General features: G+C 67.2%; 18 protein-coding genes. 6 read left to right on the top strand and 12 right to left on the bottom strand.

The annotated features are described in order from the left end of the window. Positions 1-6 precede the first annotated feature (6 nt). Positions 7-1,563 carry an MDR family MFS transporter gene (locus tag LK533_RS05220; RefSeq protein ID WP_229361689.1) on the bottom strand — a complete coding sequence of 519 codons (1,557 nt, stop codon included), beginning with the start codon at positions 1,561-1,563 and terminating at the stop codon, positions 7-9. Then, positions 1,556-2,743, bottom strand: coding sequence for an HlyD family secretion protein (locus LK533_RS05215; RefSeq protein ID WP_229361688.1), 1,188 nt, complete (start codon positions 2,741-2,743; stop codon positions 1,556-1,558). The genes LK533_RS05220 and LK533_RS05215 overlap by 8 nt, the downstream gene beginning before the upstream one ends. Before the next feature lie 86 nt (positions 2,744-2,829). Between LK533_RS05215 and LK533_RS05210 the strand changes: the two genes are divergently transcribed. After that, positions 2,830-3,324, top strand: coding sequence for a MarR family winged helix-turn-helix transcriptional regulator (locus tag LK533_RS05210; RefSeq protein ID WP_229361687.1), 495 nt, complete (start codon positions 2,830-2,832; stop codon positions 3,322-3,324). Positions 3,325-3,371: 47 nt separating this feature from the next. Here LK533_RS05210 and LK533_RS05205 read toward each other — a convergent pair whose 3' ends face one another. The 7 genes from LK533_RS05205 to LK533_RS05175 form a co-directional block, all read right to left on the bottom strand. Beyond that, the gene (locus LK533_RS05205) at positions 3,372-5,003 is read right to left on the bottom strand and encodes a mechanosensitive ion channel family protein (protein ID WP_229361686.1); all 1,632 of its coding nucleotides are present in this window, start codon (positions 5,001-5,003) and stop codon (positions 3,372-3,374) included. A gap of 66 nt (positions 5,004-5,069) precedes the next feature. Continuing rightward, complete coding sequence (locus LK533_RS05200; protein WP_229361685.1) at positions 5,070-6,674, bottom strand: phospholipase D family protein; 1,605 nt, start codon at positions 6,672-6,674, stop codon at positions 5,070-5,072. A gap of 79 nt (positions 6,675-6,753) precedes the next feature. Continuing rightward, on the bottom strand, positions 6,754-7,998 hold the full coding sequence (locus tag LK533_RS05195; protein ID WP_229361684.1) for an adenosylmethionine--8-amino-7-oxononanoate transaminase: 1,245 nt from the start codon (positions 7,996-7,998) through the stop codon (positions 6,754-6,756). Beyond that, the gene (bioD, locus tag LK533_RS05190; RefSeq protein WP_229361683.1) at positions 7,995-8,618 is read right to left on the bottom strand and encodes a dethiobiotin synthase; all 624 of its coding nucleotides are present in this window, start codon (positions 8,616-8,618) and stop codon (positions 7,995-7,997) included. The genes LK533_RS05195 and bioD overlap by 4 nt, the downstream gene beginning before the upstream one ends. Continuing rightward, complete coding sequence (locus LK533_RS05185; protein WP_229361682.1) at positions 8,615-9,739, bottom strand: 8-amino-7-oxononanoate synthase; 1,125 nt, start codon at positions 9,737-9,739, stop codon at positions 8,615-8,617. The genes bioD and LK533_RS05185 overlap by 4 nt, the downstream gene beginning before the upstream one ends. Positions 9,740-9,796: 57 nt before the next feature. Continuing rightward, complete coding sequence (locus LK533_RS05180; RefSeq protein ID WP_229361681.1) at positions 9,797-11,593, bottom strand: IlvD/Edd family dehydratase; 1,797 nt, start codon at positions 11,591-11,593, stop codon at positions 9,797-9,799. 14 nt (positions 11,594-11,607) lie between these two features. Beyond that, the gene (locus tag LK533_RS05175; protein WP_229361680.1) at positions 11,608-12,762 is read right to left on the bottom strand and encodes an aldose epimerase family protein; all 1,155 of its coding nucleotides are present in this window, start codon (positions 12,760-12,762) and stop codon (positions 11,608-11,610) included. A gap of 138 nt (positions 12,763-12,900) precedes the next feature. Here LK533_RS05175 and LK533_RS05170 point away from each other — a divergent pair, with 138 nt between their 5' ends. Next, positions 12,901-14,211 carry a sugar MFS transporter gene (locus tag LK533_RS05170; RefSeq protein WP_229361679.1) on the top strand — a complete coding sequence of 437 codons (1,311 nt, stop codon included), beginning with the start codon at positions 12,901-12,903 and terminating at the stop codon, positions 14,209-14,211. Between the two features lie 61 nt (positions 14,212-14,272). On the opposite strand, the gene LK533_RS05165 is transcribed toward LK533_RS05170, so the two are convergent. Then, positions 14,273-15,031: a FadR/GntR family transcriptional regulator gene (locus LK533_RS05165; RefSeq protein ID WP_229361678.1), complete on the bottom strand. Its 759-nt coding sequence runs from the start codon at positions 15,029-15,031 to the stop codon at positions 14,273-14,275. A 101-nt stretch (positions 15,032-15,132) separates the two neighbouring features. Here LK533_RS05165 and LK533_RS05160 point away from each other — a divergent pair, with 101 nt between their 5' ends. The 3 genes from LK533_RS05160 (at position 15,133) to pncB (ending at position 19,176) form a co-directional block, all read left to right on the top strand. Then, the gene (locus LK533_RS05160; RefSeq protein ID WP_229361677.1) at positions 15,133-16,698 is read left to right on the top strand and encodes an aldehyde dehydrogenase (NADP(+)); all 1,566 of its coding nucleotides are present in this window, start codon (positions 15,133-15,135) and stop codon (positions 16,696-16,698) included. A 49-nt stretch (positions 16,699-16,747) separates the two neighbouring features. Next, complete coding sequence (gene araD1, locus LK533_RS05155) at positions 16,748-17,740, top strand: AraD1 family protein (RefSeq protein WP_229361676.1); 993 nt, start codon at positions 16,748-16,750, stop codon at positions 17,738-17,740. Between the two features lie 131 nt (positions 17,741-17,871). Further along, positions 17,872-19,176 (top strand): nicotinate phosphoribosyltransferase, encoded by a 1,305-nt coding sequence (pncB, locus tag LK533_RS05150; protein ID WP_229361675.1) that lies wholly within the window; start codon positions 17,872-17,874, stop codon positions 19,174-19,176. A 57-nt stretch (positions 19,177-19,233) separates the two neighbouring features. Here the strand turns inward: pncB and LK533_RS05145 are convergent, their stop codons facing one another. After that, positions 19,234-19,416 (bottom strand): hypothetical protein, encoded by a 183-nt coding sequence (locus LK533_RS05145; protein ID WP_229361674.1) that lies wholly within the window; start codon positions 19,414-19,416, stop codon positions 19,234-19,236. A 38-nt stretch (positions 19,417-19,454) separates the two neighbouring features. Then, entirely contained in the window at positions 19,455-19,973 is a 519-nt protein-coding gene (locus LK533_RS05140) for a ferritin-like domain-containing protein (RefSeq protein ID WP_229361673.1), read from the bottom strand. A gap of 245 nt (positions 19,974-20,218) precedes the next feature. Here LK533_RS05140 and LK533_RS05135 point away from each other — a divergent pair, with 245 nt between their 5' ends. Beyond that, positions 20,219-20,650, top strand: a complete 432-nt coding sequence (locus LK533_RS05135) for a MarR family winged helix-turn-helix transcriptional regulator (protein ID WP_229361672.1) — start codon at positions 20,219-20,221, stop codon at positions 20,648-20,650. Positions 20,651-20,658 lie beyond the last annotated feature (8 nt).

The raw sequence follows: 20,658 nt of genomic DNA, 5'->3' as shown, positions 1-20,658 counted from the left end.
GAGCCTCTAGTGACCGGCGGCAAGGGCGACGCCCTTGGGAAGCGGGCGCAGGAACAGGACGAGCGGCATGACCACCAGGATGCCCATGGCGAGCAGCCAGAACAGGTCGTTGTAGGTCATCACCATCGCGTCGCGCTGGATCGTCTGGGCGGCCAGGCGGATCGCCACATCCGGCCCGCCCAGCGCCTGTCCCAGCCCGGCGAGATAGCTTTGCACGTCCACCGAATTGGCGTTGAACGTTTCCTCGATCCGGCGCGTGTGGAGCCAGTTGCGCTGGTCCTGAAGCGTCGCGATCGCGGCGAGGGCAAGCGATCCGCCGATGTTGCGAGCCGCGTTGAAGATGCCAGCGGCATCCCCGGCATATTTCGGACTGACCGACGACACTGCCGCCTGGTTGAGGAACAGGAAGCCCAGGATCGTGCCGACGCCGCGCAGCAGCTGCGAGTCCACGAACGCGCCGCCGGTGGATTCCGCGGTCAGCGCCGTATCGATCCAGCAGCTGGTCGCCAGGATCGCGAGACCTGCGCCGACCGCAATCCGGATGTCCAGGTGCCGGATCAGAAGCGGTGTGAACGGCATCAGGATCAGGCTGGGGATCCCCGACAGCAGCACAATCTTGCCCGACTGCAGCGCGTTATAGTCCGCCACCTGCGCCAGGAACTGCGGGATGACGTAGGACGTGCCGTAGATCACCATGCCGATGACGACGCCCATCAACGCCACGCTGCCGAACTGACGGTCGAGCAACAGGCGCAGCCGGATGACCGGGCGATGGGCGACGAACTGGCCGGCGAAGAGCAGGCCAAAGCCGAGGATCGAAACAGCCGTAAGCTCGAGGATCTCGCTGGACTGGAACCATTGCTCCCGCTGTCCTTCCTCCAGCACCACCGTCAGTCCGCCAAGCCCCAGGGCAAGGCCGGCGATGCCAAGCCAGTCGGCGCGAAGCAGATCGTCGAGATGTGCCTTTTGATGCGGCAGCCCGACCAGCAGCAGCGTGACGAGCAGCACACCCACCGGCAGATTCAGGAAGAAGGCATAGTGCCAGCTGATGCTTTCGGTCAGCCAACCGCCGATCAAGGGTCCCAGCACTGGTCCGAGGATGGCGGTGACCCCGAACATCGCCGTGCCGATCGGCTGTTGATGCGGGGGCAGGCGAGTGGCGATGATCGTCATCGCCGTGGGGATCAAGGCGCCCCCCGTGATGCCCTGGCCCGCACGGCCGATGATCATCATCGTCAGGTTGGTCGAGATGCCGCACAAAACGGAGAAAGCGGTGAACAGCACGGCCGCGATTAGCAGCAGCGTGCGCAGACCCAGCACGCGCTCCAGCCACGCCGACAGCGGGATGATGATGATCTCGGCCACCAGATAGGAGGTCGCGATCCAGGTTCCCTCGGTCCCGCTCGCGCCGATCTCGCCCTGGATGGTCGGCAGCGCCGAGTTGACGATCGAGATGTCGAGGGTCGCCATCAGCGCACCCAGGCTGCCGGCACCCACCGCCATCCAGGCAGCCGCATCGGCGTTGGCCGGCTGGCTGCCGGCGCCGGCGCCAGGCTTAGTCATGGCCCCGCTGCTCGTTGTAGCGTTCCTGCTCCTTGCGGATCCGCTCGCGTGCGTCGCGGGCCGCGCGGGTGTCGACCGTCGGGCTCACCGACATGCCCGGCACCAGCAGCTTCAGCGTTTCCGGCCCGGCGTCGATTGCGATGCGGACCGGCACGCGCTGAACGATCTTCGTGAAGTTGCCGGTCGCATTCTGCGGCGGCAACACCGAGAATTGTGCGCCCGTTCCCGGCGACACGCTTTCAACCCGCCCGTGGATCTCGACACCCGGAAGCGCGTCGACTTCCAGCGTCACCGGCTGCCCGACCCGCATGAGGCCGAGCTGCGTCTCCTTGAAGTTCGCCTCCACATAGAGCTGGCGGGTCGGGACGATCGACATGGTCCGGGTCGCCGGCTGGAGGAACTGGCCGACACGCACCGTCTTGTCGCCGATGCGGCCATCGATGCTGGCGCGGATCAGCGTGGACCCGACGTCGCTCTGCGCGCTGGCGAGCTGGGCGCGGGCGCCCTTGCCCTGCGACTGCGCCTGGTTGACCTGAGCCTCAAGCGTACCCACGCGGCGCCGCGCGCTGGTGAGGGCTGCGGCTGCGCTCGCGACCTGGGCATTCGCCTGGCGCGCGTCGTTCTCCAGCTGGGCAAGGCGTTCCCGGCTCTCTGCGCCACTTGCGGCGAGCGGCCGGTAGCGAGCGACCTCCGCGTTGGCGAAGCTAGCGCGAGTGCGCGCGGCCGCAAGGTCGGCCTGGGCACGCTCGATCGCGGCGCCCTGCTCGCGGATCTGCGCCCGGACGCCTTCGGCATTGGCCTCGGCCACGTCGATCTGCGCCTGATACTGCTCAGCGCGGGCGCGATAATCGCCCGGATCGATCTGCAGCAACGGCTGTCCGGCACGAACCTGCTGATTGTCGGCAACAAAGACGCGTTCGACATAGCCCGCGACCTTGGGCGACACGATCACCGCGTCGGCCTGAATATACGCGTCGTCCGTGCTCTGCATGAAGCGCCCGACGTTGCGATACTGAATGTACCACAGCAGACCGCCCACCAGGATGACGGCCAGAATGACAAACAGGATGATCCGGATCCGCCGCTTTTTGGCAGGAGAGGCCGGAGTGCTGTCGTTCTGCTCGTCGTCGCGGGTGGCGTCTTCGTGCGTGTCGGTCGGCTGCTCGTGTCGATCGGCCATGTACCTGCCTTCGGTTTCAGTCCCGGGCGGGGACGTGCTCGCAGTTGCGAAACAAAGCAAGGGACTTTATGGAGGCCCCTCATCAAATGGCTGCTCCAGACGATCTCATCAGCGACTTTGGTCGCTTGTTCCTCCGCCTGCGGCGCATCGCCGATGCGCAGCTCGCGCGGGAGGGCGTGTCGCTGGCGCGAATGAAGCTGCTGATGCACCTGAACTGCAAGCACAGCAGCGCCCGCGCCGCGGACATCGCCAGCTTCTTCGGCTATTCCCCGCGAACGGTGAGCGAAGCGATCGAAGGCCTTGAGCGAGACGGTCTGGTCCAACGGGTGCCGGACCCGCTGGACGGCCGTGTAAAGCGGATCTCGCTTACGCCGGAGGGGCAGGCGGTCATCACCGCAGCGGAACCGCTTCGAACCCAGCTGAACCAGACGATCTTCGGCGTGCTAGATGCAGAAGAGAAAGCGCAGCTCCGCGAAATACTCGCCAAGCTCGCGGGTGCCGCGGACGGCATGGAGCGGGAAGGCGGCCTGGAAGCATGGCCGAGCCCGTCCCGCGGCGGGAGCATCGGCGAAGCCGGCTAGCGCCCCGGGGGTGGGCAGCAGGCGGCCAGCCGGGTGCCGCCTGTCGCCTATGAGTCCGCGCGCTTGTTCGTGTCCCTCGGCTCCCGTGCGATCGTCAGCGGCTCCGGCAAATGCAGCGTGCGCGTCGGAAAGGCGAGGCCGAGCCCGGCCGCTTCCAGTCGCTCCATCATCGTCAGCAACAGGTCCTGACGGACATTCAGACCTTCCACAAAGTCCGCAACGGTGATGTAGGAGAAGACCTCGATCATCAGCGCGCTTTCGCCGAAGCTGCTGAAGCGCGCGCGTGCCCCGTCCTGGTCGATGCTCGGATGTTCTTTCAGGACCCCCTCGATGATGGCGACGCCCTCGCGCAGCTTTTCCGCGGAGACGCCGTACTCCAGCCCTATCGTGGGGTTGAAGAGATACCGGTCGCGGGTGGCGAAGTTCTCGATCTGGAGCGACGAGAAGCTGCCGTTGGGGATGGTCACCACGGTCCGGTCATTGGTGCGGATCCGGGTCGAGCGCATGCCGATGTCCTCAACGGTGCCGGTCACGTCGCCCACCTTGCAGAAGTCGCCGACCTGCACCGGCCGGTCGACGATGACGGTGACGCTGCCGACGAGGTTCTCGACCGTCTTCTGCGCGCCCAAGGCCAGGGCGATGCCGCCGATGCCAAGCGCCGCAATGCCCGTGGTGACGTCGATCCCGAAGGTGTCCAGGATGGCAACGGTGGCAAGGGCCAGGAGGAGGACCTTGGCCGATCGGCGCAGCAGGGTGATGACGGAAACCGCCTGCCGCCGCTGCGACCGCTGCATTCGCGCGATAATCAGCCGGCTGAGCGCGTCGATGAAGCGAAGCGCGAACCAGGCCAGCGCGATCGATGCGACGATGCCGGCGTAGCGCAGCAGCGTCTGGCGCGCGACGATCGAGACCGGAAGCGTGTCCGCATAGGCGTAGAAGCCTATTACGGCGACAAACAGGCTGAGCGGCGGAAGTGCTGCATGCGAAAAGCGGTAGGCAGGGCTCTGCTCCTGGTTGCGCACCACGCGCCGGAGCATGAACAGGACCAGGGCGGCGAGCAGGCGAAGCGCAACAAAGCTTGCCGCCGCGAGGCCCAGCAGCAAGGCCCAGTCCACAAGCGGCGCACCGGCGACATTGGTCTCGGTGATGTTCTCGGCCGGCGCCGGCGCCGCCGGCTTCGGGGTCTGGGTCTGCAACAGCTGCGACGTCTGGCGGGAAATCCGCCAGAGCTGCTGCCCTTCGGCAACCTGCCCGCGCGTGAGAAGGAGCGGAACGTCCTTGTCGTCCACCTTCAGGGTGCCGACCTGTTCCTGCTCCGGCGGCAGATCGTCATCGATCCGGCCGGTAGCTTCGTTCGAGAGGCCGCCGAACGGGATCAGCGATCCGCCGTTGTCCAGCGCGGTCTGAAGCCGCAGGGCGAGGTCCGAAGCTGCCTTCGCCGCGGCGGGGCTGGTCGGCGGCGCGAGGTCGAAGTAATTGGCGGCTCGCGCATAATCCTGTTCGCCAAGCGCACGCACCAGCCCGGTGATGGACGATCGTGGCGTTTCGCGCCCATAGGTGTCGGCGAGAACGGTGGGCGCAGCAGCGGCTTGGTTGCCCGCTGCCTCCTGCGCCAGGGCGGGCGCCGACGTCGCCAGCGCGAACCACAGAACGACCAGTAACCTTTTGAAAACCAGCATCAACAAACCTTCATTGCACCTGCTCGTGCCTAGCGGGCGGCCGGACATGAGAACAGTTCATCGCGCTCAAAGGAGCCACTCGATCGGCAGACGGGCAACAGCACGCAGTGCCAGCTGCGGGATCGGCCCCAATCCGGGTTCGCGGTGGTGGATGCGCTCGCCGGCATCGTCCTGCTCGGCCCAGACGAGTTCTCCCGCTTCGTCGAGCCGAACCTCATAGGCCAGATGCGCTACCTGGTCCGCGAACACGTCCGCCACCTGGCCGGCGAGTTCCGGGCTTTCGATCAGGAACCCCAGTTCCGTGTTCAACGCGATGGAGCGGGGATCGAGGTTGAAGGAGCCGATGAACAGGCGTTCGCGATCCACGGTGAAGGTCTTGGCGTGGAGCGTCGAGGCACCCGAGCGCAGCGCGGCTGTCGATCCCGTGCCGGAGCCACGGAAGTTGCTCGCGACGCCCAGGCGGACACCGCGGCGGCGCTCGCGACGGCGGGGCGCGTCGCGGGCCTCGCGCCGCATCTCGAACAGGCGCACGCCGGCCTCCAGCAGCCGCTTGCGATACGGAGCATAGCCGGCGTGGACGACGCCCACGTCGGTCGCTTCATAGGCATTGGTGAGGACTGAGACCGAGACACCCTGCTTGGCCAGTCGGCTGAACTCGGCACATCCGCGCTTCCCCGGCACGAAATAGCTGGAAATCAGCCCGAGCTCGCGTTCGGATGTCTCCAGGACGGCACGCAGCCGGTCGCTGAGCAGGTCGCGCTTGCGGGCGCGACCCAGCGCCTTGGCGGGATCGTCGCTGATCATGCGGACCTCCGCCCAGGTGAGGGGCAGGTGGCCCTCGATGAGCCGGTGGACCAGCGGCAGGTCGCGCAGCGCCTGGACGTAGCGGCGGGCGGACGGGTCGCGTTCGACGATGGAGGCGCGCTTGTGCAGGCGGCGGCGCTGGCGCTCGCGCACCGGCGGCAGGATCTCGGCCGCTGGATAGGCGGAACCGCAGCACCAATAGCGTTCGAAGTCGGCGGACACGTCCGCGACGATCGGTCCGATCGCCAGGGCGTCGAGGTCCGCGAACAAGCCGCCATCCGCTGCGCCGAAATATTCGTCGCCGATGTTCCGCCCGCCGACGATGGTCACGCTGTTGTCGGCGGTGAAGCTCTTGTTGTGCATTCGCCGGTTGAGGCGGGTGAACTCGGTCAGGTACCCGATCGGCTTGGGCCAGCGGATGCGGAAGGGATTGAACAGCCGCACCTCGACATTGGGATGCAGGTCGAGCGCGGCGAGTGCGGTGTCGAGGCCGGAAATGCCATTGTCGTCGAGCAGGAGCCGGACGCGTACGCCACGTTCCGCTGCGGCATGCACCGCCTCCAGCATCAACGTGCCCGAACGATCGCCGTGCCAGATGTAATATTGCAGGTCGAGGCTGCGCTCCGCAGCGCGGGCCAGTGCGACCCGCGCCGCAAATGCTTCCCGCGCGTCCGCCAGCAGTTGGATGCCGGAGAGGTTGGGGTTGGCGGCCCGCTCCCGCGCGACCCCGCGGCCTAGCGCCGTGTCGGCGGTGTCACCGACATCTTTCGGTGCAGGCTGGCTCACGTTGGCAGGCAGGCGATTGAGCCACCACAGGCCGGCGGCGACAGCGCCTGCCGCGATCCACCCAGTCCATCCACGCTTCACTGCACCGGCTCTCCCGAATGACGCACCGGCCGGCGCCGGTCAGATACCGCCTCAACGGTTACGGTGCCGAGACGATCCCTCAAAGCAGGTCGCACGCTTCCGCGATGGCAGCATAGACACGGTCGAGGTCGGCTTCGTCGATACAGAAGGGCGGCATGACATAGACGGTGTTGCCAAGCGGACGGAGCAGCAGGTCGCGCTCGCGGAAGTGCGCCAGCAGCCGGGGAGCAAGGTCCGACAGGTAGCCCTCGTCGCCGTCGATCTCGAGCGCTGCGATCGTTCCCAGGCGGCGGGCGCCCCGCACCCGCGGGTGCCGCGCAAGCGCGTCGAGCCGCAGCTGCTGGCGTTCACTCAGCAGGCGGATCCGCTCGGCTACGGGTTCTTCTTCCCAGATCAACAGGTTGGCGCGGGCGGCGGCGCAGGCGATCGGATTGGCGGTGTAGCTGGACGAGTGAAAGAACATCCGGGCGCGCTCGGGGCCATAATGCGCCGCAAAGATCGGCTCGGTCGCCATGGTCACGGCCAGCGGTACCGCGCCGCCGGTCAGCCCCTTGGACAGGCACAGGATGTCCGGCACCACCCCCGCCTGTTCGCAGGCGAGCAGCGTGCCGGTGCGTCCCCAGCCAGTCATCACCTCGTCGGCGATGAACAGGACGCCGTGGCGTGCGCAGATCGCGCGCATCTCGCGCAGCGTGTCGGGCGAGTAGAAGTGCATGCCGCCGGCGCCGAGCACCAGCGGTTCGACGATGAAGGCGGCGGCACCAGACACGCAGGCCTGCTCCAGCGCGTCGAGCGTCTCCTGCTCGCGGTCCGGGCGCGGGAAGGGGATGGTTCCGACATCGAACAGCAGCGGCTCGTAGGCGCGGTTGAACACGCCACGCGCGCCGACCGACATCGCGCCGATCGTGTCGCCGTGATAGCCATGTTCGAGCACCAGGATGCGGGTGCGCGCCGGATCATGCTCGCGCCAGTAGCCGAGCGCCATCTTCAGCGCGACCTCGACACTGGTGGAGCCGGAGTCGGAGAAGAATACGCGCGTCAGTTCCTGCGGCATGATGGCGCGCAGACCGCGCGCGACTGCCTCCGCAGGCTCGTGGGTCCAGCCGGCAAAGATGATCTGGTCCAGCGTTTCCGCTTGCTCGCGAATGGCCGCGACGATCCGCGGGTGCGCGTGGCCATGGGTCGTCACCCACCAGGAGGAGATCGCATCCACGATCCGCCGCCCGTCCGCGGTGTGGAGCACCGCACCCTCGGCGCGGGTGACCAGCGGAATGGGCTCGCCCAGGCCGTGCTGGGTGAAGGGATGCCAGACCGGGGAGGTCACCGGAAGTCCTCCAGATCGAAATGGTGGCGGAAGGCGGCGGCAAGCGTCTGCGCATCCAGGAGGTCGAGCCAGGGGAGGCGGCCCAGCCGGCGGACGCCGCCGATCTCGGCGATGGTCGCCTCGCTGTCCTCTACCGCGTCACCGACGAAGGCGATGCCCAGGATCGGAACGCCGCGCGACCGCAGCGCCTCGATCGACAGGAGGCTGTGGTTGATCGTCCCCAGTGCCGTCCGCGCGACCAGCACCACCGGCTGGCTCCAGCGCGCGAACAGGTCCGCGTACAACAGCGTTCGGGTGACCGGCACCAGAACGCCGCCGGCACCCTCCACCACCAGCGGGACTCCATCTTCGGGAAGGGACAGACGCGCCGGGTCGATCAGCACCCCGTCGATCTCGGCGGCCAGATGTGGCGAGCAGGGAGTGGCAAGCCGATACGCCTCCGGAACGATGCGCCCGGGCGCTACGCCGAGGGCCTGGACGCGTGCGGCATCGCTGCCGCCGTCGAGGCCGGATTGCACCGGCTTCCAATATCGTGCGTCAAGCGCGGCGGCGAGGCCGGCCGCAAAGACGGTCTTGCCGATGTCGGTGTCGGTGCCGGTGACGACGAAGGTCCTGCTCATCGCGCGACCTCTTGCAGCAGCGCGGCAAGCGCGTCCACGTCGTCCGGCGTCACATTGAGGGTGAGCGACAGCCGGAGCCGGGATGTGCCCTTGGGCACGGTCGGCGGGCGGATCCCCCGGACGTCGAAGCCGCCCTGTTGCAGCGCCTCTGCCATTCGCATCGTCTCTGCGTCGTCACCGATCACCAGCGGCAGGATCTGCGATCCTGTCGGTTGGACGCCCACAGGCGCAAGTGCCCGTTCCGCATGCGCGATCAGGGCGCGAAGCTGGTCCCGCCGATCTTCCTCGTCGGCCAGGATGCGCAGGCTTTCCTGCGCCGCGCGCGCCATCAGCGGGGAGGGGGCCGTCGAGAAGATGAAGCCGCGCCCCCGGTTGACCAGAAAGTCGCGAACGATCCGCGGCCCGCAGACGAGCGCGCCCTCACAGCCCATCGCCTTCCCGCAGGTGCGCAGCGTGACCACGTTCTCTCGCCCTTCCAGCGCTTCGGCAAGCCCGCGCCCTCCAATGCCGAACACGCCGGTCGCATGCGCCTCGTCGATCAGGAGGATCGCGTCGTGGCGATCGGCGACGTCGGCCAGCGCCATCAGCGGCGCACGATCCCCGTCCATGCTGTAGAGGCTTTCGACCGCGATCCAGGGCGTGCCCATCCCCCCGGCCTCACGCCAGCGGCGGATCTGGTCCTCGAAAGCCTCGGGCCGATTGTGCGCAGCAGGGAAGCAAGGCGCTCGGCCGAGCCGCATCCCCTCGTGCGCGCTGGCGTGGATCAGCGCGTCATAGACCACCAGGTCGTCGCGTTGCGGCAGGGTGGCGAACAGCGCGGCATTGGCGGCGAACCCGCTTGCGAAGAACAAGGCTGTCTCGCTGCCGAAAAAGGCGGCTGCCGCTGCTTCCAGCGCCTCATGCTCGTCGCAGTTGCCCCGAAGCAGGCGGGAGCCGCCCGAACCGACCGGGACCCCCTCCGCGAGCGCAGCCGCAACCGCCGCGCGCAATCGCGCTGACCCGGCGAGCGCCAGATAGTCGTTGGAGGCGAAGTCGATGCCCCGGCGGGGCAGGAGCCGGCGGATACGATGGTGTTCCGTCAGCTGCGCCAGATCGGCGCGATGGGCTGCAAAGCTCGGCATGGCGGGGGCTGTAGCCGCATCGTCGCACGATGCCGACCCCCGCCATGCCGGTGGCGCTTAGTGGTTGTCGCGCGGCAGACCCATGGTCTGGGCGATGCGCTGGTACTTCTCGGCACCTTCCAGAATGGCGCCGGTGTTCATCTGGCCGACGACGGCGCGCTGGATCTCCTGCCACGGCGTCTGCGAGGCGGGGTACTTGTAGCCGCCTTCGGCTTCCAGCTTGGCGCGGCGATCCGCCAGTTCCTCGTCGGAGATCAGCACGTCGGCCGTTCCCTTGTTGAGGTCGATGCGAACGCGGTCGCCGGTCCGGATCAGCGCCAGGCCGCCCATCGCTGCTGCCTCGGGCGAGGCGTTGAGGATCGAGGGGCTGCCGCTGGTACCCGACTGACGGCCGTCGCCGATGCACGGAAGCGCATGGATGCCCTCGCGGATCAGATACGCCGGCGGCCGCATGTTCACGACCTCGGCCGCGCCCGGATAGCCGATCGGGCCGGCGCCGCGCATGAACATCAACGTTTCGGGCGTGATGTTGAGCGAGGGATCGTCGATGCGGTGGTGATAATCCTCCGGACCGTCGAACACGATGGCCGGGCCCTCGAATGCTTCCGGGTCATTCGGGTTGGACAGGTAGCGCGCGCGGAACTCCTCGCTGATGACGCTGGTCTTCATGATCGCGGCATCGAACAGATTGCCCGACAGCACGATGAAGCCGGCTTCTTCCTTCAGCGGCTGGTCGAACGGGCGGATGACCTTTTCATCCTCGATCGCGACGCCGCGGCAGTTGTCGCCGATCGTCTTGCCGTTCACGGTCAGGACGTCCTCGTGGATCAGGCCCTGATCCATGAGCTGCGACACCACGGCCGGCACGCCGCCGGCGCGGTAATAGTCCTCGCCCAGATACTCGCCGGCCGGCTGCAGGTTCACCAGCAGCGGCACCTTGTGGCCGTGCTCCTGCCAGTCGCGGATGTCGAGCTCGACGCCCATGTGGCGGGCGAGGGCGGCCAGGTGGATCGGCGCGTTGGTCGAGCCGCCGATCGCCGAGTTGACGACGATCGCGTTCAGGAACGCCTCCCGGGTCATAATGTCGGAAGGCTTCAGGTCCTCCGCCACCATCTCGACGATGCGCTTGCCGGTCTCATAGGCGACCTCCTGCCGGTCGCGGTACGGCGCCGGAATCGCGGCCGAACCCGGCAGCTGCATGCCCAGCGCCTCGGCGAGCGAGTTCATCGTCGTCGCGGTGCCCATGGTGTTGCAATAGCCGGTCGACGGCGCGGAGGAGGCGACCAGCTTCACGAAGCCTGCATCGTCGATCTCGCCGGCGGCCAGCATCTGGCGCGCCTTCCAGACGATGGTGCCGGAACCGGTGCGCTCGCCCTTGTGCCAGCCGTTGAGCATCGGACCGACCGACAGGGCGATCGCCGGGATGTTCACGGTCGCTGCCGCCATGAGGCAGGCGGGGGTGGTCTTGTCGCAGCCGATCGTCAGCACGACAGCGTCGAGCGGATAGCCGTAGAGCACCTCGACCAGCGCCATATAGGCGAGGTTGCGGTCGAGCCCGGCGGTGGGGCGCTTGCCGGTCTCCTGGATCGGGTGGACCGGGAATTCGAGCGCGATGCCGCCGGCCTCGCGGATGCCTTCCCGCAGGCGCTCGGCGAGCACCAGGTGGTGGCGGTTACAGGGCGACAGATCGCTGCCGGTCTGGGCGATACCGATGATCGGCTTGCCGGACTGAAGCTCGGCCTGGCTGATCCCGAAGTTCATGTAGCGCTCGATGTAGAGCGCCGTCATGTCGATGTTCTCGGGATTGTTGAACCAGGCGCGGGAGCGAAGCGTGTTGGTCGGGGTGGCAGTCATGAGAGGATGTCCGGTCAGCGGGTCGTGGAAAGGCGATAGATCATGACATGCCGGTACGGCTTGCCGGGATCCACTCGGGCGGAAACGAAATCGGGATGATTGGGCGAATCCGGAAACTTCTGCGGCTCCAGGGCGATGCCGTCGCCCATGCGGTAGAGGTGCCCCTTCTTGCCCAGATAGGTGCCGTCAAGGAAATTGCCGGTATAAAATTGCACGCCCGGTTCGGTGGTGAGCACTTCGAGCACCCGGCCCGACTGAGGATCTTCCAGACGGGCGGCAAGTTCGGGCTGCGCCGTGAGGCCCTTGTCGAGCGCGAAATTATGATCGTAGCCCTGGCCGTAGCGGATCTGCTGGTCGTGGCCGTCGCGAATGCCGTCGGCGACCACCCGCGGGCTGCGGAAGTCGAACACGGTGCCGGCGACCGGGCGGCGCTCGCCGGTCGGGATCAGCTTTGCGTCGACCGGCGTATAGGCAGCCGCCGGAATGGTGAGGCGGTGACCGGTCGCACCCATGGGCGATCCTTCGCCGGCCAGGTTGAAGATCGCGTGGTTGGTCATGTTGACCACCGTGGGCTTGCTGGTCTTGCCCTCGAACGCGATCGTCAGTGCGCCCTTGTCGTCCAGCGAATAGGTGACGGTCACGTCGAATTGACCCGGGTAGCCGGAGTCGCCGTCGGGGCTGCGATGTGCCAGCACGACGCTGGCGACCGGGCCGTCCTTCACCGAGACGACGCGCCAGACCTGCTTGTCAAAGCCCTTGCCGCCGCCGTGAAGCGAATTCGTCTTGTCGTTCTGGGGCAGCTGAAAGCGCTTGCCGTCGAGCGTAAAGCTGCCACCGGCGATGCGGTTGGCATATCGCCCCACGGTCACGCCGAAATAGTTGGGATGATCCACATAGTCGGCAAGATCGTCATAGCCGAGAACGACGTCCGCCTTGTTGCCGTCGCGGTCCGGCGCGATCAGCGACTGGAGCGTCGCGCCATAGGTGAGGATGCGGGCGGAAACCCCGTTGGCGCCGGTAAGCGTCACCGCCTCGATCGCCGTCCCATCCTTCAGGGTTCCTGCCGGCGCGCGCTGCACCTGCCCAGCCGATGCCGTTCCGGCCGTCAGCGCCGCTGCCGCGACACCTGCCAGCGCCCGCACAACCCGATCGCTACCCACCTTCCGCATCATCCAATCCTTGTGTATCGACGCCGTTGACGCGCCTTTCGGGGCTATATAGTCAGACAATATTCAACAGGGCAAGCCGCGCATCAGACGCTGGGCAACAGCGCATCTGCTTCGGCTTCCACACAGGAGACAGGATGCATGGCGTTGCCGCCAACCTCTTCCGTCGCTTCGCCCGGCGCGCACCACGCGCCAGGCGCCAGCTACAAGCCCGCGCTGACGCTGCTTGCCAGCCTCTTCTTCATGTGGGGCTTCATCACCGTCATCAACAATACGCTGCTGCCGCATCTCAGGAGCGTGTTTGAACTCGACTACACCCAGACAACGCTGATCGAGTCGGTCTGGTTCATCGCCTATTTCGTGGCGTCCATTCCTTCGGCCAAGCTGATCGAGCGGATCGGCTATCAGAAGTCGATCGTCACCGGCCTGCTGATCATGGCCGCCGGTGCGCTGCTGATCGTCCCGGCGGCCAAGCTTCCTTCCTATGGCATGGTGCTGGCCGCACTGTTCATCATCGCCAGCGGCATCACCCTGTTGCAGGTTGCAGCCAATCCGTACGTGGCGGTCATCGGCCCGCCGGAGACCGGATCCTCGCGCCTGAACCTGGTGCAGGCGTTCAACTCGCTCGGCACCACGCTCGCGCCGTTGTTCGCGGGCTATCTGATCCTGGGCCGCTCCAAGGGCGGCACGGCAGGGGCCGGCGTCACGCTGACCGCCGCCGAGCGTTATGCGGATGCGCAGTCGGTGATCCTGCCGTATCTGATCGTGGCGGCGGTGCTCGTGGTGCTTGCGTTCGTGATCGCCCGCTTCCCGCTTCCCGCAATCGGCCAGTCCACGCAGCGCGTGTCGCGTGAGGAGCGCCGCGGCATGTCGCTGTGGAAGCACCGGAACCTCGTGTGGGGCGTCCCGGCGATCTTCATCTACCTGATCGCCGAGATCGGGGTCGCCAACCTGTTCATCAACTTCGTGTCGCAGCCAGAAATCGCCGCGATCACCCATGAGGAGGCATCGCGCTATCTGGCGATCCTGTGGGGCGGCATGATGGTCGGCCGTTTTGCCGGCAGCTTCATCATGCAGAAGGTTCCGGCCGACAAGGTGCTGGCCGCTTTTGCCGTCGGCGCGTTCATCGTGATGCTGCTGGCGACCTTCACCACCGGTCACGCCGCCATGTGGTCGCTGATCGCGGTCGGCCTGTTCCACTCGATCATGTTCCCGACGATCTTCACGCTCGGCATCAAGGGCCTTGGCCCGCTGACCGAAGAGGGTTCGGGCCTGCTGATCATGGCGATCGCCGGTGGCGCGCTGGTGGTGGTGCAGGGCTGGCTCGCCGATACCGTCGGCCTGCAGACTTCGTTCCTGCTGACCGCCGCCTGCGAACTCTACATCCTGTTCTACGCACTGTGGGGGTCGAAGCCGACCCACGCGCTGCCGGAGCCGGAAGTCGTCGGCTAACAGGCCGATCCTTTGCACTCGAAGGGCGCTCCCGCACATCCGCGGGAGCGCCCTTTTTGTTTCATTCCATCGCGTGGCGCGTGTCCTCCAGCGCCAGTTCGACAAGGGCGCGCATCGCGGCGCCTGCTGCTTCCGGGTCGCCGGCGGCGATGCCGTCATAAACGCGGATGTGGTCGGGGAGGGGGTCGCGGGGCAGGGCGCGCGCGCGCTGCTTGAACTGCGTGGTCCAATTCACCGCCGCGCCAATGCTGGCACTCAGCACCACCAGCGCATCGTTGCGGGTGGCGCGCAGGATGGCGTCGTGAAAGTCACGGTCTGCAGCCAGGCCGGCTTCGGTAGCGAGCGTGTGCCGGCGCATCGCTCCAAGCGCGTCCTTCATCGCTTTCAGATCCGCGCGGTCCCGGCGCTCGGCCGCAAGCCGTGCCGCTGCCGGTTCGACGATCGCGCGAAGTTCGAACAGGCTGCGAATGAACTGTACGTCGGGATCGCCCGCGAACGCCCAGGCGACCACATCGGGGTCGAGCAGGTTCCAGCGGCTTCGCGGCAGCACACGCGTGCCCGCCTTGGGGCGACTTTCGACCAGACCCTTGGCGGTCAGCACCTGCACCGCTTCGCGATAGGCGCTGCGCGAGACGTCGAGCGCTTCCGAAAACGCGATCTCGCCGGACAGCGTATCTCCGGGCGCGTATTCGCCCGAGACGATCGCCAGGCCAAGCTTATGCGCAATCGCGCCGCGCAGCCGCCGACCCGTGCCACGCGGCTGGCGAGTTGTGGGCGTGGCTGCATCGACCGGCTTGGCCTCGCCCTTTGCATCGGTCATCCCTATCTCCCCCGCTAGGCTATGCTTGTGTTCTGAAGGGCGATCGAGCGATTGCCAAGCCGGCACGGCTTTAATATGTCAGAGTAAATAAGGAGCCACCCATGATGAACGACACGGCAACCCTCGATCGGACCGACGCGACCGGCTTTTATTCGATTTCGGCAGACAGCGGCGAACCCTTTGGCAAGCCGTTCGACGTCCATGGTGCGGCGGACGTGGAGGCTGCCTGCGCCGCAGCTGAGGCTGCGTTCGACACCTATCGCGCGACCGATCGCGAAACTCGCGCAGCGTTCCTCGAGAAGATCGGCGAGGAAATCGTGGCGATCGGGGACGCGCTGATCGAGACCGCGATGCGCGAGAGCGGCCTGCCGCGCGCTCGTCTGGAGGGCGAGCGTGGCCGCACGGTCGGCCAGCTCAAGATGTTTGCCAGCGTCGTCCGCAAGGGTGGCTGGCTCGGCCTGCGCCTCGACCCGGCGCTGCCGGATCGCCAGCCGCTGCCGCGCCCCGACCTGCGCCTGCGCATGATCCCGCTTGGCCCGGTTGCCGTGTTCGGCGCGTCCAACTTCCCGCTCGCCTTCTCGACCGCGGGTGGGGACACCGCCTCCGCACTCGCCGCGGGCTGCCCCGTTGTCGTCAAGGGCCACCCTGCGCATCCGGCCACCGGCGCGCTGGTCGCCGAGGCGATCCGCCGTGCGGTTGTCGCTTCGGGTCTGCCGGACGGCGTCTTTTCGCACTTGGTGGGTCCGGGCAATGAGCTCGGCTCTCAGCTGGTGCAGGACTCGCGCATTACCGCAGTCGGGTTCACCGGCTCGCGCGGCGGTGGCCTCGCGCTCATGAAGCTGGCGCAGGCGCGCGAAGTGCCGATCCCGGTCTATGCCGAGATGTCGAGCATCAACCCCGTCCTGCTGATGCCGGAAGCGCTGAAGGCCCGCGGCGCGGCGCTGGGCACTGCCTTCGTCGGCTCGCTGACGATGGGCGCTGGCCAGTTCTGCACCAACCCGGGCCTGCTGCTCGCGATCGAGGGCGACGGGCTGGACGCGTTCGTCGATGCGGCCAAGACCGCGCTCACCGACGCGGGCGCCAGCACCATGCTGACCCCCGGCATCCACAAGGCCTATTGCCAGGCGGTCGAGCAGCTTGCCGGCCATGCCGAGGTCGAGACGATCGCACGCGGCAAGGTGGGCGAGGGCGTCACCCAGGGCCAGGCCGCGCTGTTCGCGACCACGGCCGAGGCGTTCCTGGCCGACAAGGCGCTGGGCCATGAGGTGTTCGGTGCCGCATCGCTGCTGGTGCGCTGCCGCAACGAGGAAGAGTTGCGCCAGGTGCTGGTGGCGGCCGAGGGTCAGCTCACCGCCACGATCCACATGGACGCCGACGATGCGGCACTTGCCGCGCGCATGGTGCCGGTGCTGGAGCGCAAGGCGGGCCGCATCCTTGCCAATGGCTGGCCGACCGGCGTCGAGGTGACCCATGCGATGGTGCATGGCGGTCCGTTCCCGTCGACGTCCGATGGCCGCACGACGTCGGTCGGCAGTCTTGCGATCGACCGCTTCCTGCGGCCGGTGTCGTACCAGAACCTGATCCCGGAGCTGCTGCCGCAGGACCTGCGCGACGGCGCTCAGGCCGGCTTGCCGCGCCTGATCGACGGTCAGCTCCACAACGATTGATCAATCCCGGCGACCGCAATCGCGGCGTTCCATTTGGGGAGGTATTAGGATGACGTTGCGTTTGTTGCAGCACCGTGGGGCCGACGGCACGCGATCGGTGATCGCGGCTGAGGGCGACCGGGCTGCGGTCGTGCCGGGTGTCGACAGCGTGCGGGCGCTCGCCGCCCGCGCGATCGCCGATGGCACCAGCCTGGCCGATGCAGTCGCCGCATGCGGCGAGGGCGCCTCGATCGACCTGGCGGCGGAGTTCGCCGCTGGCCGCTTCGTCGCGCCGATCGATCATGAGGATCCGGCGCACGTCGTGATGACGGGCACCGGCCTCACCCACCTCGGCTCGGCCGAGGGGCGGGACAAGATGCACCGCGAGGCTGCCTCTGCCGAAAAGCAGACGGACTCGATGCGCATGTTCCTGGAAGGCGTGGAGGGCGGCAAGCCCGCCGCCGGCCAAATCGGCCAGCAGCCGGAATGGTTCTACAAGGGCGACGGCTCCCAGCTGGTCGATCCGGGCGCAGCGCTGTCGATGCCGGCGTTTGCCAAGGACGGCGGCGAGGAGCCGGAGCTCGCCGGCATCTACCTCATCGGGCCGGACGGCACGCCGTTCCGCCTGGGCCTGTGTCTCGCCAACGAATTCAGCGACCATGTGACCGAGCGCCACAATTATCTGTGGCTGGCGCATTCCAAGCTGCGCCAGGCGTCGCTTGGGCCGGAGATCGTCGTCGGCACCCCGCCGTCGGACGTGCGCGGCACCAGCCGCATCCTGCGCGACGGCGAGGCCTTGTGGGAAAAGCCGTTCCTGTCGGGCGAGGACAACATGTCCCACACCCTGGCGAACCTGGAGGCGCATCACTTCAAATATGCGCTGTTCCGCCGCCCGGGCGACATCCACATTCACTTCTTCGGCACGGCGACCCTTTCGTTCAGCGACGGCGTGACGACGCAGACGGGCGACGTGTTCGAGATCGAGGCGGCACCGTTCACCCTGCCGCTGCGCAACCCGCTCGCACGCGACGCGGAGACCGAGGTCACCGTTCGCGCGCTCTGATCCGGCCCGTCCTGCTCCCGGCGGGAGCAGGACGGTTGCCGATCGATTGAAGGGGCTTGCGGCGGGGGCGTTGAACCACGACGAGGGGTGCCGGCGCGGCTTCCCGCGCGCGTCCCTGCACAGGATCTCCGATGGCCGTCAACGACATCGCCACCCGCACCTACGAGCATAACTTCCGGCTCGACCCGATCGTCCGGAGCCTGCTCGATACGGATTTCTACAAGCTGCTGATGCTGCAGATGATCCGGCATGTGCACCCGGACGTCGACGCAACCTTTTCCGTCATCAACCGCACCAAGTCGGTCCGGCTCGCCGAAGTGATCGACGAGGCGGAACTGCGCGCGCAACTCGATCACGCCCGCACGATCCGCTTTGCCAAGAAGGAGCTGATCTGGCTCGCCGGCAACAGCTTCTACGGCACCGCCCGGATGTTCAGCCCGGATTTCATCCGCTGGCTCGCCGACTTCCGGCTACCGCCCTACGAGCTGGAGAAGCAGGACGGACAATATGTCCTGCACTTCGACGGGCGCTGGACCCACACGACCATGTGGGAGATCCCGGCGCTCACCATTATCAACGAGCTGCGCGCGCGCGCCGCGATGCGCGACAAGGGGCGGTTCGCGCTCGACGTTCTCTACGCGCGTGCCAAGGCGAAGCTCTGGCAGAAGGTGGAGCGGCTGCGCACGCTGCCGGACCTGGTGCTCTCCGACTTCGGCACTCGCCGCCGGCATGGCTTCCTGTGGCAGCGCTGGTGCGTGGATGCGCTGAAGGAAGGACTGGGCGACCGGTTCATCGGCACCTCCAACGTACTGCTGGCGATGGACGCGGATCTGGAGGCCATCGGCACCAACGCGCATGAGCTGCCGATGGTGGAGGCTGCCCTGTCGAACAGCGATGCGGAGCTCGCCGGGGCGCCGTATCGCGTGCTGGAGCAGTGGCGTCAGCATTATGGCGGCAATCTGCTGGTGGCGCTTCCCGATGCATTCGGCACCACCGCCTTCCTTGCCAACGCTCCGGCCTGGGTGGCGGAGTGGACCGGCTTTCGACCGGACAGCGCGCCGCCGATCCAGGCAGGGGAGCAGATCATCGCCTGGTGGCAGCAGCACGGCGTCGATCCGCGCAGCAAGCTGCTGATCTTCTCGGACGGGATGGATGTCGACACGATCGAGCAGGTCTACCGCCACTTCGACGGGCGCGTGCGGATGAGCTTCGGCTGGGGCACCAACCTCACCAACGACTTCCGCGACTGCGATCCTGACGGGGCGCACGGCCTGGAGCCGATCTCGCTCGTCTGCAAGGTGACGCGCGCCAACGGGCGGCCCGCCGTGAAGCTTTCCGACAACAAGGCGAAGGCCACCGGCGAGCCAGACGAAATCGCGCGGTATCTGCGGGTGTTCGGGGGCATGGACCGCGTTCAAAGCGCGGTCGAGGTCTGATCGGGGAGAGCGCATGCCGCCTGCGGAAGCCGAAAAGCTCCGCAGGCGGCACGCCGGCTACTGCGCCCTCGTCGTGTCGGTCGGCGAGACCTGTCCCGAGGACCCCTCAACGCCCATCTGCTTGGCGTGGTGCATGTTGTACCCCACGAAGATGATCGCCCAGAGGGCTGCGATGATCACCAGGATGATCGCAAAGCGCCGGATCGGTGGTCGCTTCCGGGGATCGGGTGGCACGGGCATGATGGTATCCTTCGGCAGGGGCGCAGGTTCACAGCGGCTTAGTGGCTCGCATCTTCCCCGGCGACGCGCAGGTCGACAAAGGTGCGCATCACGTGCGGAATGCCGCCGATCACGAACTGGGCCATCGACTGTTCCTCGGCGAGCGACTGCTCGAGCAACGAGGTGACGCTGCCGAAGCCGCCGTCCTGCGCCAAGGTGATGAGGCCCGTGTAGCTCGCGATCTCGAAGTTCTCGAACGCGAAGTTGGCGAAGCTGTTCTTGATGATCTCGTCACCGGCGACCGTGTGGCTGAGCGCGGCGAGGTTGCCCGAGATGCTCAGGCCCAGGTCCTTCAGGCCGGAATGGCTCTCGCCCAGGTCAGCCAGGATCTGTTCGACGCGCGTGATCTGCTCTTCGGTTTCGGCGCGGTGGCTGCGCAGCCGTGCCTCGACGTCAGGATAGTGGGCGAGACGGTCCAGCTGCCGATCGATCAGCGCCAGCGCCTGATGCTCCACTGCGTGGACGTCCCGCAGGCCGGTGATGAAAAGCGGACGGATGACTTCGTTCGTGGTTGCCATGGGCACCTCCTATCGTTGCCCGCTGAAAGCGCGCGGAGGGAAGCAGAGGTTCCCTGGCCAAGGGCGCAGCGTGCCGGCGACGTGGTCGCCCCGGGTTGCGCCACGGCGAAAAGGGGCCGTGCGAGTTTGAAGACGAGCCCGGGGCGAAGGTCGAAGGGGCCACGGCTTGCCTGTTCGGTGAGCGCGGGGACATGCTTTCGGGAAGTGGCTAGCAAGAACGGGGCGTGCACGGTTATGCCGCTGCCATGACGATGCCGACCGATGAGGAACTCGCAGCACTGGGGGAGGCGTTCGACCTGTTCACGCGCCGCTACAAGCTGGCGGAGGCGCTTTCCCCCGAAAAGCCGCTCAACGAACTGGACAAGCAGGTGCTGTTCTACGTCGCCAGACACCCGAATTGCGGGCCGTCCGACGCAGCGCGCTTCATCGGGGTCGCGAACACCACCATCTCCTCGGCGACCGATCGTCTCGCCAAGCGCGACCTTCTCGAACGCCACCGGCCCGAGGCGGATCGCCGCTCCGTGGCGCTTCGCCTCACCACAGCCGGACAGCAGCGGGTGAGCACGATGTCGGCGATGTACGGCGAACTTCACCGGCGTATGCTGGAACCGCTGAGCGCAGGGGAGCGGCGACAGCTCATCGCGATGATGGCAAAGATCATCTCATACGACCCTTGAATAGTACG

Origin of the sequence: Sphingomonas sp. PL-96 (assembly GCF_020707215.1) — a bacterium.
Taxonomy (GTDB): Bacteria; Pseudomonadota; Alphaproteobacteria; order Sphingomonadales; family Sphingomonadaceae; genus Sphingomonas.
The sequence above is the reverse complement of the archived record's forward strand: the minus strand, read 5'-3'. Positions and strand labels throughout refer to the sequence as shown.

Coding starts and splice junctions, on each gene's coding strand:
- LK533_RS05220 (WP_229361689.1), bottom strand. CDS start 1,563: ATGACTAAGCCTGGCGCCGGCGCCGGCAGCCAGCCGGCCAACGCCGAT.
- LK533_RS05215 (WP_229361688.1), bottom strand. CDS start 2,743: ATGGCCGATCGACACGAGCAGCCGACCGACACGCACGAAGACGCCACC.
- LK533_RS05210 (WP_229361687.1), top strand. CDS start 2,830: ATGGCTGCTCCAGACGATCTCATCAGCGACTTTGGTCGCTTGTTCCTC.
- LK533_RS05205 (WP_229361686.1), bottom strand. CDS start 5,003: ATGCTGGTTTTCAAAAGGTTACTGGTCGTTCTGTGGTTCGCGCTGGCG.
- bioD (WP_229361683.1), bottom strand. CDS start 8,618: ATGAGCAGGACCTTCGTCGTCACCGGCACCGACACCGACATCGGCAAG.
- LK533_RS05185 (WP_229361682.1), bottom strand. CDS start 9,739: ATGCCGAGCTTTGCAGCCCATCGCGCCGATCTGGCGCAGCTGACGGAA.
- LK533_RS05180 (WP_229361681.1), bottom strand. CDS start 11,593: ATGACTGCCACCCCGACCAACACGCTTCGCTCCCGCGCCTGGTTCAAC.
- LK533_RS05175 (WP_229361680.1), bottom strand. CDS start 12,762: ATGCGGAAGGTGGGTAGCGATCGGGTTGTGCGGGCGCTGGCAGGTGTC.
- LK533_RS05170 (WP_229361679.1), top strand. CDS start 12,901: ATGGCGTTGCCGCCAACCTCTTCCGTCGCTTCGCCCGGCGCGCACCAC.
- LK533_RS05165 (WP_229361678.1), bottom strand. CDS start 15,031: ATGACCGATGCAAAGGGCGAGGCCAAGCCGGTCGATGCAGCCACGCCC.
- LK533_RS05160 (WP_229361677.1), top strand. CDS start 15,133: ATGATGAACGACACGGCAACCCTCGATCGGACCGACGCGACCGGCTTT.
- araD1 (WP_229361676.1), top strand. CDS start 16,748: ATGACGTTGCGTTTGTTGCAGCACCGTGGGGCCGACGGCACGCGATCG.
- pncB (WP_229361675.1), top strand. CDS start 17,872: ATGGCCGTCAACGACATCGCCACCCGCACCTACGAGCATAACTTCCGG.
- LK533_RS05145 (WP_229361674.1), bottom strand. CDS start 19,416: ATGCCCGTGCCACCCGATCCCCGGAAGCGACCACCGATCCGGCGCTTT.
- LK533_RS05140 (WP_229361673.1), bottom strand. CDS start 19,973: ATGGCAACCACGAACGAAGTCATCCGTCCGCTTTTCATCACCGGCCTG.
- LK533_RS05135 (WP_229361672.1), top strand. CDS start 20,219: ATGACGATGCCGACCGATGAGGAACTCGCAGCACTGGGGGAGGCGTTC.